Genomic DNA, 12,959 nt, shown 5'->3' with positions numbered 1-12,959 from the left:
TATGAAAAAAATCTATTTAGCACTCGTTTTAGCCTGTTCATCTGTAGTGGTTCGGGCACAAAGTCAGACCATCAACGGTGATTTATCTATTGGCATCGAGGGAACAGCATTAACAGGGCCAGGAAATAGGGTATATTTTAATGGAGCAAGCTTTAACGGAGATGAGTTATCTATTTATCGTTTTAACAGAGGGGCAGATATTAGCGATTTGAGAGTAAATATTGGCGACAATTATGGTAACGGCGATGATCGTTTTATTGTTGGATCTCATAACTGGCAGGACGGTCAATATTACGTGCATATGGTTGTGGGAGCAGACGGAAAGGTTGGCATCGGTACAGAAACTTTCGGTGCCGAACGCCTGGCCGTTAATGGTAATATCCGTGCCAAAGAAATTAAAGTGGAGGCAACAGGCTGGCCTGATTTCGTATTCCGAAAGGATTATAAAATTTCCTCTCTATCAGATTTAGATCGTTACATTAAAGCAAACAAACATCTTCCGGGTATCCCAAGTGCACAAGAAGTGGCGAAAAACGGGATTGAACTTGGGGAAATGAATAAACTGTTGCTCCAGAAAATAGAAGAACTGACCTTACATCTGATTGAGAAGGATAAAACGATTGAAGGCATATTGAAGAGGATGGACGAAATGGAGCAAAAATTAAAAAAATAAGCACATTGATGATGAAATTGCAAATATTATTCGCTGTTGGTATATTATGCCTAAGTACCGTATGTATTGCCCAGAATACTTCCCCCCAACAGGAAATGTTGGCATTGGAACAAATTCTCCTGTTATTCGGTTGCAGGTTCAAAAAGAATCTTCTGCCCCTGCTATCATGATTGGAGGAGGGTATACCGGAACACCAAGATTACAGATATATGGCTTGAGTGAAGACCCAAGTGCTTGGATGGGCCTTGGAACAGACATGGGCGGACATCCATATGAACATAGTATTTATTTCCCGAAAGCGCCATCTGGGTATCAAGGACGACTGAGTATTGGTAATTATAATGGAAACCTATATCAATCCAGATTGACGATTTTGGACAATGGAAACATCGGTTTAGGTACCGAAAATCCTCAAAGCCTTTTACATGTTGCCGGTGGCTCGCTAATGGAGGATAATATAAAAATTTTAGCTAAAGATGCCGCATGGGCTGAGGGAGTTTTGGTAGTAAAACCTTCAGGTTGGGGTGGACTTAGGATCTCAAGAGCAGATCCATTAACTAATAATTATGATGGCAACTGGGCAATTGGTTATAATGCTAATACTGGGAATGATTTTTCTATTTCTAACCATGTTGGAAATACACAGTCTGATTATCTTTTTCATATTAATGCTGTAACCAAAAATGTAGGTATTGGTACCTCAACGCCGTCTGAGAAACTTGCGGTCAATGGAACAATTAAAGCAAAGGAAATTAAGGTAAACATGCAGGGCTGGCCCGACTATGTTTTCGCTACAGACTATCGTCCGCTTAGTCCAGGTGAACTTGAAAAATACATTTCAGTTAATAAACACCTGCCCGGTATTCCATCAGCAAAGGAAGCCGAAGAGAATGGCATTGAACTCGGGAAAATGAATAAAAAATTGCTCGAAAAAATAGAGGAGCTTACGTTGTACATGATCAGCCAGCAAAAAGAAATCGATGAACTGAAGAAGAAAGTTAAACAGTAAACAGTTTTCAGCTAGCAGTTTTTAGTTGGCAGTATTCAGGTTTTTTTAATGGCCAATGACCAATTATCAACAACAATTGGTGTAGGCAATTTGACTATCATTCATGACTAATGAACCAATAACTAAACCATAACAATTAGCAATTTGAAAGCACCAATAACTAATGACCAATGACCAGTTAACCAATGAACAAATGACCAATAAACAAATGAACCAATGACTAATGAACCAATAAACTAATATGCTCAAAGCCGGCGCATTATATTTCTCGATAATTGTAGCTTTCATCATTGCCTTGATCTGTGCATCGCTGATCATGCTGGCTGCGCATTATCGTGGAAGTTACCTGAAAGAAATGCGGATGGCAAGGCTAAACAGGAACATGGATTCGGGTATTGCCTATGTGCTGGCAGAAAATACCAAGAAGGGGCAAAATAACATCGCTTTAGATCTTTTCGGCGACCAGACCGATAGTGTGTTGATTGAGAAAAAACATTGGGGCATTTTTGCCCTGGCTACCGTAAAAAGTTTTGTACTGGCCGATACCCTTAAACGGAGTTTTTTGATGGGCCAGGAAACTGGAAATGATACCATAGCCGTTTACCTGAGCGATGAAGACCGGCCTTTATCGGTAAGTGGCGATACCCGCATTACCGGTAATGTAGAAGTGCCCAAGGCGGGTATGCGCAAGTCGTATGTAGATAGCAGGCCATATTCGGGCGATCAGCTGGTTTATGGTAAAATTGGCGACAGTAAACGAACATTAAAAGGATTGGAAAACACATGGATTAAGGAAATAGAAAGCGAACTCGATTTTGACCCTGTGCAGCTCCCCACTTTAAACTCGACTGATGAACAGGTTTCTTTTTTCTCCAGGGTTAGAAAGTTTAACGTGTCGGGCCTGAGCCAGGTTAACAACCAGCTTTCAGGTCAGGTTATCCTGTATTCTGATACTACCGTGAAGATTTCGGCAGCGGCAAAACTTGATAATACGATCATTTATGCCAAAAGCATTGTAGTGGCCGATGGTTTTAAGGGCAATTGTCAGCTTTTTGCCAGAGACTCGATTGTGATCGGAAATGACGTAAGCCTGAACTATCCATCGGTATTAGGGCTGGTGAGTAAAGAAAAAATGGTCGATCAGGCAAAGATCACGCTGGGGAAAAACAACCGCTTTGAGGGCATTATTTTCAGTTACGAACCCAAAAGATCGGCTTTACAAACCCTGGTGGGCTTGGGTGAGCAAACCACGGTACAGGGCGAAGTTTATGCAACAGGACTGATAAAACTCGATAAGGGGGTAAAGGTGGCAGGAAAGGTTTCCTGTAACCGCTTTATCATGAAAACCCCTGCAACACTCTATGAGAATTTCCTGATTGATGTAATACTGAACCGAAAGGCAAGGAGCAGGGTATACCTGAGCTCAGCCATATTTACTGGTGGGGCAGAAAAACAAAATATATTGAGATGGCAAAATTAAAAGGAAAGCAGCTTGAAGCCTCCACATTAATCGAGGTACTTATTGCCATGGTAATTATTATGGTTGTTTTTTCTATTGCCATGGGGCTTTTTTCCAATGTGCTTAGCGGCGGTGTATCCATGCGAAAAGTGCAGATTGGTCAACAGATGGAAAGCCTCCGGAGGCAGGTTATGGAAAGCGGAAGTATTGAACAGGAACATCTCCGGGTAGACAGTGTCGATTACCAGATCAGCATAGTTAAACCGGTTGCTCCAGCCATGCAGCTTTTGGAGATCAGGGCCAATGACCATGGAACTCCGGCAGGCAATATCAGGTTTCTTTTAAAAATGAACGATGAAAGCAAAGAAAATTGAGGCCTATACCCTGATGGAAATAGCTATAGCCATGCTGCTCGCTGCAATATGCATGAGTATCTGTTATACAGCATACAGTATGATCGGAGATTATTTCCGGGCTTTTCAGAAAAGAAATGCTGCGGCAGAAGAAGTACTTACCTTACGCAGAACCATGGAAAGGGATATTGCTAAGGGTCGCTATCTGGTCAGAACGGCCGAAGGGGTTCAGATCCTTGCAGATAGCTTGAATATTACTTACCAGTTTGCAGATACCGCAATACTGCGAAAGGTAGAAAATCTGCACACCGATAGCTTTCATGTACGTCCGGTTGAAACCAGTTTTCTTTTCGAAAAAAAGGAGGCGCTTGAAACGGACACCGTTGATCGCATCAGTTTTATGCTTAAAATGGAAAAACAACAAATGATCCCAATCACACTGGGGAAATTTTATAGTGCCCACGATTTACTTAAATAACATGCCGTCAATAGATATTTCAAAAATCCAGAAAAAGAAAAATCCGCTCAAAGAGAAGGAGAAAGCAGGCCTTGTTGATTTTTTGAGCAAAGACATTTCTTTCGGGAAGGGTAAATTATCAGATAAGAAAAAAGAAGGTTTTTACAATGAGCTCGGTACATTGATCCGCTCGGGTATCGATATCCGCTCTGCGCTCGAACTTACCTCAGGTTCTTATACCCAAAAAAAGGATGTAGAACTATTTTCTGCCGTACAGGAACAGGTAATAGCCGGTAAATCGCTGTCTGAAACCATGCAGGCCGAATCGAAATTCAGTCCCTACGAATATTACAGTGTAAAAATAGGAGAAGAAACCGGTAAACTGGGTGAGGTGTTGGGCGAACTGGCCAAATATTATAAATCGAAGATCAGCCAGCAGCGTAAAATTATCGGTGCCGTCACCTATCCCTTACTCGTATTGTTTACCTCTTTTGCTGCGGTGTTTTTTATGATCAAGTTTGTGGTACCCATGTTTGCCGATGTGTTTAAGCGTTTTGGAGGTAAACTGCCCTACATCACTTCGCTTATTGTGAGTTTTTCTGACTGGTTCGATCGGTATATCTACCTCATGTTGATTATCCTGGTTGCAATCGTGATCCTTTATTTTATTAACCGCAATAAATTCTGGTTCAAAAAAGGAGCTGCATTGCTCTTGCTGCGCATCCCGGTAGTGGGCGAAATTACCCGCAAAGTTTACCTGGCCCGTTTTGCCAATACCATGCGCCTGCTTACCGAAACCAATACCCCATTGCTGCAGGCATTGGAACTGGTAAGGCAGATGATTACTTTTTACCCGGTAGAAAATTCGCTCCGCCTTGCCGAAAAAGATATCCTTTTAGGGAGCAACCTCTCTGTAGCGCTTTCCAAATATGATTTTTACCCGGCAAAATTTATCCAGATGATTAAAATCGCCGAAGAGGTAAACCGCCTCGAATACTTTTTTGAACAACTGGCCGAACAATATACCGAAGAAGTAGAATACAAAACCAATGCCATCAGCGGCTTATTGGAACCCTTAATCATTATCTTTTTGGGGCTGGTTGTAGGCGTGATTTTGATTGCCATGTACCTGCCGATGTTCCAGATGAGCAGTAGTTTTTAAACCTTTAAATAATCTAATATTAATGCATTATAATAATTTGAATCAAATGAACAGTTGGAATTGCAGATCACGAGAATGGGTGTTTAAATCCCCGGTCTCTGTGAAGAAATTTGATTATCCTAGCTTTCTGATCTCCAAATAGTCTAAATCATATAATTTCTCTTAATAATACCTAATAAATGAAACGTCAATTCTCTATCCTAAGGATATTTATCCTTTTTATGTCCGTCCTTTATTGTCAAATAATCAGCGGACAAACTATTGTAAAACCATCAATGCTTACCCCTCCTCCTCCAGATGTATCTGCATTGGGTAAATTTGGACTCATCCCGGTCAGTAACTTTTCGGGAATACCGAGTATAACTTATCCCGTTTATACGATTAAGGAAGGTGATCTTAACTTACCGATCACCTTAATGTATCATGCAGGAGGTTTAAAAGTTAAAGAAGAGGCTAGTGAAGTTGGACTTGGATGGGCGCTTAGTGCAGGAGGCTCAATTGTCAGCACTGTTCGTGGCGCTCCCGATTTCGAAGGCGGCTTTGCCAATAATTATCATGACATGCCAGATGATCCTGAAATAATCCTGCAGTCAAAAAATCCTTTTATCAGCTATCAAAATAACTATTATTTGTGGGTAAATAACTTTAACCAATTTACAGCCAATGGTGTATCTGGTGTTGTTTACAGTGGTTTGTCTTTTCCACACAATGGTGTTGGAAAAGAATATTTCTATAATTTTCAAGTGGGCTATGATGGGAAAGCTCCCGACTTTGCGTCTGATCTTTATATGATCAATATTGGCGAGCGTAGTTATAAGTTTGTTTTTGATAATAATTTTAAGCCGGTTTTATTGGGTGATGGTTCTTTAAAGATTGAAATCATTCCGAATGGATCTTACCCAGACTGGAAAATCACAGACGAAAAGGGGATTGTCTATTTTTTTACCCAAAAACAGTTAAACTCTACCAATTCAACCGATCCCTACTACGTGGAAAACCGCGTTTCACATAATTTAAATACTTGGTTCCTTACTAAAATTGTATCACCTGTAAATGGAGAAATTAATTTTGATTACCTTTATTCAACGCAAAATTATACGCATCCATTACCGGTTATAGGTGAAACTCAGTTAGTAGGTAATGTTTCACCACATACATCGCAGTCCCGTGGTGTTATTACAACAGCTAGCTATTCAATCTACCAACAACTCAATATCAATAAGATAAACTTTTCTGATGGATTTGTTAAGTTTATTTATGATGAACAAAGGAAAGATCTTCAGAACGCCCGCCGTTTGAAAGCTATTGAGATTAGAAACAGTAAGGGAGCATTGATCAAAAAAGTTCTTTTGAACAATGATGACTATTTCACGTCTAGCGGATTTAGTGGTGTATCGGGATCTAATGTACAACTTAGCCAATATACCAATGATAACCATACAAAAAGACTTAAGTTGAATAGTGTGACCGAATTAGACTCCTTGGAAACAAACATAAATAAGAAAACTGTTTACTCTTACAATGAAAATATCAACCTTCCTGCAAAATTGTCGTATGCTGTTGATCATTGGGGATATTTTAATGGAGCATTTAACGGTCAGTTTATACCGGGTGGTAGTGTTTTTTCAAATGGAGCCTGGCAATCTCTTCCGGGTGCAGATAGGGAAGCAAGTCCAATCAATGCACAGGCTAATATATTAACATCTGTTCAATACCCTACGGGGGGTAAATCAACCTTTGAATATGAAACCAATCAGTTTATCAGAAATGAACTTGTAACGACTTATAGGGATACGGTAAGTAATGGCTACAAAGCTTCAGGAGCGAGTGCATTGTCAGTCTCAGGTTTTATGGATGTAAACGGTAATCTGGTTGCAGCAAATACCTGGAACAATAAGCGGCTCAAGATTTTTTGCATGGTTGATAGGCATGGTAGTTATCCTTCAGATTATTTTTTTAATGTTGTTTTGTATGAAAATGGAATGTTTCTAAAAAGAATCCCAATTCCTTCTTCGAGTTACGCATCTGCTCAAGATTCTTCTGTTGTGATAAAGGGAGGCAGTAATTACAGGGTATATCTAGAACCCTATTCACAGGCTTTTTTTAATAACTGTGAAGTCCGGCTCCAGGTATATGTTGAGAAAACAAGTAGTACTAGCACTTATGTAGATAAAACTATATATTCAGGTGGTCTGCGGGTCAGTAAGATTACTAATTATGACCCGCTTGCAGAAACGACTAATGTTAAAAAATTCACTTATATTGATGGAAGAGAGGATGATCGGCCAATATATGTTTCCCAACAGGGGTCGGACTATTTTAAGCAATCTCCACAACAGGATGCTTTAAATATTTTTAGCTATCGCTATGGTCAGTCAATTTATCCATTCAGCGATGGTCGGGATGCGCCCTGTTTTGGGTATGCTACAGTGAAAATTTCAGAAAGCACTAGTGGTAATCTGAACGGGCTGTCAGAGTTCAATTATAATGCAGGGAGTAGTTTTAACGTTAATACTATCCTTTCTTTCAGCAACCAGTTAAGCAACACTTGGATTATAAATCCAGTAATGGCCATTGTTCCATCCATTCCTGGAGGACGGGGAGATTTAATTGAAGAAAAACACTATAAACTTTCTGCGGGTAATCTTGTGCCTGTAGTAAAAGATTATTATTATTATGACAGGGCAAACCCTCGAAGAATATGGCAAATGCTCTTCAATCAAGGACTTAGTCAATACACTTCACCGGGATATGATAATGGTCAGGAATTCAAAATTTATGCACACCAGTTTGCTATTCCTGTTTATCGTAATGTTGTTATGAGAAAAGAGCATACCGAGTATGATATATCAGGTACTGAGGCGCAAATTACTTATGAAAACTATAATTATGATAAAACAAAGGGACACTTTCAGTTAATTAAAAAATCAGTTGGAAATTCTCGGGGTGATACGTTAAGTACCTATTATAAGTATCCCCAGGATTATCCTGACCTAAATAATGCATCTGGACTTGATTCTATTTCAAGTGGTATAAAACTATTGCAACAAAAACATATGATTCTCCCTTTAGAATCATTTACAGAGCTCGTTACGCCAGGTACAAATTCAATAAAGAAATACTTTGGAGGTACAATCAATATATTTAATCCTGATCAGCCAACTTTAAAGCAAATTTTAGTTTCTGAAACGGCCACACCACTTAACTCTTTTGATTTCTCAACAGTTTCAAATGGCCTTTTCTTAAAAAACTCAAGCTATACTAGCCGATACCGTATGACTTATGATTACAAAAACCGACTTACGCAACAAGCAGCAGATAAAGGTTCCGTTACAAGTTTTTTATGGGGTAATAGCTTATCTGTTCCTCTTGCACAAGGTAATAATGTTAAGGCGACTGATATTTTTTACGAAAACTTTGAAGAATATAACGGCTCTGGATTAAGTACTGTTGGAGATAGCAAATCTGGGAGGTATAGTAAAATCGGAGGATATTCGAAAAGCATATCTGGTTTGTCAAATGGTACATACGTTCTAAGTTACTGGAAAAAAGAAAATACAGGGCTTTGGTCTTTTGTGGTTATAGATAATATTTTGGTCGATACATCTGCCTATAGTATTGATATTAATGAGAGCTATCAACTAGACAATATTCGTTTCCAACCAAAAAATACTCAAATGACTACTTTCGAATTTGATCCTTTGGTCGGCATGACCAGCAGTACCGATGCCAAAGGCATGACTACTACCTACGAGTACGATGCTTTTCAGCGCCTGAAAGCAGTAAAAGACCAGAACGGCAACATTTTAAAACAGACCGATTATCACTATAAAAACTAAGACGCTCCATGAAAAAACAACATCTAAAATATTTTTACGCTGCGGTAGCACTATTGCTGCTTGCGGGCCGCTCTTCTGCGCAGAAAGTGGTATCTGTTTATAATGGCGAAAGCGAAATCAGTGCACCTTTGAGCGTAACGCTTACCGACGGTTTCCATACCATGGGGCCTGTGCGCATTTTCACCACGGGGCTGAGCTATGTTAACTGCGTGCCCTTTGTATCTGCGGCGAGCAGTAACCAGAACTATATCAGTACGAAAGTATTCAAACAGCCAGGTATAGATCCAAATAATCTTTCGAGCCGTAGTGGTTGTGAGGTAAATGAAACCATCCAGTATTTCGATGGGCTGGGCAGGCCATTACAGACCGTGCAGGTACAGGGCAGCCCGGGTTTTAAGGATATTGTACAACCTGTGGCTTATGATGCCTTTGGCCGCGAGCAATTTAAGTACCAGCCTTATGCTGCACAAAGCGGCACTATAGGCAGTTACCGTACAGGTGCTTTGGCCGATCAGCTGGCTTTTTACAACAGCCCTACGGCAGGTGTAAAAGCAACCGCATATCCCTTTGCTGAAACGGTTTTCGAAGCCTCGCCACTCAACCGCGTACTGCAGCAGGGTGCCCCTGGTGCAGACTGGCAGATCAGTGCTGGCCATACCCTTAAAACCGATTATGGCACCAATACCCAGGATGAGGTAAAGTTGTGGGGCGTGAACAATGCCGGTAACGGTGCTGACGCCAGTGTTTACCAGGCTGGAAAACTTTATAAAACCACTATTAAGGATGAGAACTGGGTACCTACTGATTTAAAAGCTGGTACCACCGAAGAGTTCAAAGATTTTGAAGGGCATGTGGTACTGAAACGGGTATGGGAAACCAATAGCAAAAGCCTGAGTACCTATTACATTTACGACGACCTTGGAAACCTGCGTTATGTACTGCCACCGGCGGTAAACGAAAACGGCCAGGCTACATTAAACAGTTTTGATGAAAACCAAACGGTTTTCGATCAGTTTATCTACGGTTATCGTTATGATGGCCGCAAAAGGCTGGTGGAGAAGAAAATCCCTGGCAAGGGCTGGGAGTTTATGGTGTACAACAAACTCGACCAGGTGGTGATGAGCCAGGATGCCAACCAGCGCAACAAAAGTCCGCAGGAATGGATTTTCACTAAATATGATGCCTTTGGTAGGATAGTAATCAGCGGGCGCTATATTGATGATCTTCATAACGGACAGTCGGGAACCAATTATAGAGGGGCTTTTCAGGATATCGCAAACGGAACTGCTGCTTATGAAAAACCTGATGCATCAAATACACAGATTGGTTACAGTAACGATGCCATTCCACAGGGCAGCATCGGGGATTATTATGTACTGAACTACTACGATGATTATGATTTTGTAGGTAATACCTTTGGCCAGCCCGGTGTAGGCCAGGCGCCTGCAGCACGTACCAAAAGCTTGCTAACCGGAACAAAGGTAAAGAACCTGGGTACAGGTGCGATGCTGCTTACGGTAAACTATTACGACCTGGAAGGGCGCGTGCTGCAGAGCAAAAGCAGTAACCACCTGAACGGTACTGATGTGGTAGACAATACCTGGAACTTTGATGGCAGCCTGAGGGCCAGTACGCGTACGCACACGGCAAACGGAGCAGTAACAACGATAGCCAACCGCTATGAGTACGACCATATGAGCCGTAAGCTTGCTACTTTTGAGAACATCAACAACCAGGGCGAGGTAGCATTAAACCATTTGGAATACAACGAGATCGGGCAGTTGAACAAAAGGAACCTGCACAACGATAGCCAGGCCACTACCTTTGCCTACAACGAGCGTGGCTGGATGAAGAACAGTACATCCGATCAGTTTAGTCTGGAACTGAAATATAACGATGGTACTTCACCACAGTTCAATGGTAATATCTCGGGCCAGAATTATACCAACGGTACAGCCAATACCTTCAGTTATACTTACGACAGGCTGAACCGTTTGACTAATGCCGCAGCAGGCAACAACCTGGGCGAGGCCATTAGTTACGATGTAATGGGCAATATTACCAGTTTAACCCGCGATAATTTTGGTACGAACAATTATACGGGTTACAATGGCAACAGATTAACAGCTATCAGTGGTTTTACCAACAGTAATTATGGTTACGATGCCAATGGAAACCTCACCAGCGATAGCCAGAAAAACATCACCCTGGGATACAACTTCCTTAACCTGCCACAAACGGTAATTGGGAGCCAGAACTTAACCTATACTTACAATGCTGCTGGCAAAAAACTACAAAAACAGGCAGGTGGTACCACCACTAATTATATTGATGGTATCCAGTACACCAATAACAGTATCGATTTCATCCAAACAGAGGAGGGTTTAGCCCGAAGGAACGGCAGCAGTTACAGCTATGAATATAACCTATCTGATCATTTAGGCAATGTTCGGGTCACCTTTTACCAGAACCCGACGACCAACCAACTGGAAGTACTACAGCGCGATGATTACTACGCCTTTGGTTTAAGGAAAATGGGCGTTCCAAATTCGAATACGAATAAGTATCTTTACAATGGCAAGGAGTTGCAGGAAGAGCTGGGGCAATACGATTACGGGGCAAGGTTCTATGATCCGGTGATTGGCAGGTGGCATGTGGTGGATCCGTTAGTAGAATTAATGCAAGAAAACACAAGCCCTTACGGATATGTACTTGGTAATCCTATTAAGCTAACTGATCCTGATGGCAGGAACCCAATAATGGGAGCTGTTTTATCTGCTTTTACCGAATATGCCGGGATTGTAGGATCTAGGATGATTTTTGAGGATATGTCGTTTACTGAAGCAAACAAAGCTATGACATGGAGCGATGGCTTAGATATAACTGTGGCTGCAGGTTTTGGCGCAGCATCGGGAGCTATAGATGGCGGGATAACAAAGTTTGCTTCATGGGCATCCAAACCCTCAAATAGAAAAATTCTAACAAAATTATTGGAAGTCGGAGTGTCTGCTTTAGAAGGGTCCATAAAGCAACTTTATAAAGATGAGGACTTTGATTTAAAGAGCGTAATGGCAGGAGCTCTTGCCGAAGTGGGACTATCTAGCTTGTTGAAGACGGATGTATTTAAAGATGCTGCAGAAACTGCTGGAAATAATGCAAGAGTAGTAAGTAGGAGAGCTGAAGATTTGGCATCAAGAAGGTCGCCTAATTCACGCTTAGTTGGGAAGGCTAAAGCGGCAGCAAGGGCTGCAGAAAAAAAAGCGAAGGGTTTAAGGTCTCTAGATAATACAGGCAAAGCGATTAAAGGTACAATTGCTAAAACAACAGCAAATAAAGCGCAAAATGAAGCAAAAAAAGATGAATAAAAATAAATTATTCTTGATATTTCTTTCCTTAATTTTTAGTGGTATTTTTCTTTATAGTTTAAACAAATATTTAATTTTAAAAAAAGAAGTTGACTCTCCTATATCCTATCGTTTTGTTTCAACTAAAGTAAATTCTTCAGCTCGTGGAAAATCCTATTATCTTTTGGTATTTTATAAGGGAAAAGAACATGAGATAGCTATAACAAGCAGAGATTATGCTGATGTGAATAGAAAAAGATATATTAAACTATATTATTCCTCTAATCTAAAATTGGTCTTTTCGGTATGGGAAGTAAAGAAATATTTAAGAATAAGCATTATCTTTTCTATTATGTTAGCTATAACTTGTACTTCATTAGTTTTTGTAAAATCTAAATATAGTTAGTATCTGGATTTGCTTTGTCTAGTGAAACCCTATCTGGTCTTAGCGTCTCGCTAAGACCTTTTTGTTTTTATTGAACCTTTTAGCAAACGCTTAGTGGTAGCTAGAATTCAAGCTGTATCTACGATGCTACTGGGGTAAAGTTGAAGAAACATAGCTCTGGTTAGACACAAATATTACCAATCTTTCGTTTAAAAAGTAAAAATCAGCGAGCCAGATGTAGGCTTGTCAATCCAAAATACAAGAATATCACTTAATTT

The 12,959-nt window shown here is 40.6% G+C and carries 9 protein-coding genes; all 9 read left to right on the top strand.

Translation table 11 applies throughout. From position 1 onward, the window contains the following. Nucleotide 1: 1 nt before the first annotated feature. The 9 genes from ACFSR6_RS03825 to ACFSR6_RS03785 all read left to right on the top strand — a co-directional run bounded on the left by ACFSR6_RS03825 (nt 2) and on the right by ACFSR6_RS03785 (nt 12,702). Complete coding sequence (locus tag ACFSR6_RS03825; protein ID WP_379075166.1) at nt 2–673, top strand: hypothetical protein; 672 nt, start codon at nt 2–4, stop codon at nt 671–673. 46 nt (nt 674–719) lie between these two features. Then, entirely contained in the window at nt 720–1,682 is a 963-nt protein-coding gene (locus ACFSR6_RS03820; RefSeq protein ID WP_379075164.1) for a hypothetical protein, read from the top strand. 241 nt (nt 1,683–1,923) lie between these two features. Next, nucleotides 1,924–3,162, top strand: coding sequence for a hypothetical protein (locus ACFSR6_RS03815; RefSeq protein ID WP_379075163.1), 1,239 nt, complete (start codon nt 1,924–1,926; stop codon nt 3,160–3,162). Then, nucleotides 3,150–3,515, top strand: a complete 366-nt coding sequence (locus tag ACFSR6_RS03810) for a hypothetical protein (protein ID WP_379075160.1) — start codon at nt 3,150–3,152, stop codon at nt 3,513–3,515. The genes ACFSR6_RS03815 and ACFSR6_RS03810 overlap by 13 nt, the downstream gene beginning before the upstream one ends. Continuing rightward, a complete protein-coding gene (locus tag ACFSR6_RS03805; RefSeq protein WP_379075158.1) occupies nt 3,496–3,972 on the top strand; it encodes a PulJ/GspJ family protein in 477 nt (158 codons plus the stop codon). Before ACFSR6_RS03810 ends, ACFSR6_RS03805 begins: the two co-directional genes overlap by 20 nt. Nucleotide 3,973: 1 nt before the next feature. Next, a complete protein-coding gene (locus tag ACFSR6_RS03800; protein WP_379075155.1) occupies nt 3,974–5,113 on the top strand; it encodes a type II secretion system F family protein in 1,140 nt (379 codons plus the stop codon). Nucleotides 5,114–5,292: 179 nt separating this feature from the next. Beyond that, the gene (locus ACFSR6_RS03795; RefSeq protein ID WP_379075153.1) at nt 5,293–8,952 is read left to right on the top strand and encodes an RHS repeat domain-containing protein; all 3,660 of its coding nucleotides are present in this window, start codon (nt 5,293–5,295) and stop codon (nt 8,950–8,952) included. Between the two features lie 8 nt (nt 8,953–8,960). Further along, complete coding sequence (locus tag ACFSR6_RS03790; protein WP_379075151.1) at nt 8,961–12,317, top strand: DUF6443 domain-containing protein; 3,357 nt, start codon at nt 8,961–8,963, stop codon at nt 12,315–12,317. Next, a complete protein-coding gene (locus tag ACFSR6_RS03785) occupies nt 12,310–12,702 on the top strand; it encodes a hypothetical protein (RefSeq protein WP_379075148.1) in 393 nt (130 codons plus the stop codon). The genes ACFSR6_RS03790 and ACFSR6_RS03785 overlap by 8 nt, the downstream gene beginning before the upstream one ends. The last annotated feature ends 257 nt before the right edge of the window (nt 12,703–12,959 follow it).

The organism is Pedobacter vanadiisoli (genome assembly GCF_042684385.1).
Classification (GTDB): Bacteria; Bacteroidota; Bacteroidia; order Sphingobacteriales; family Sphingobacteriaceae; genus Pedobacter; species Pedobacter vanadiisoli.
The sequence above is the reverse complement of the archived record's forward strand: the minus strand, read 5'-3'. Positions and strand labels throughout refer to the sequence as shown.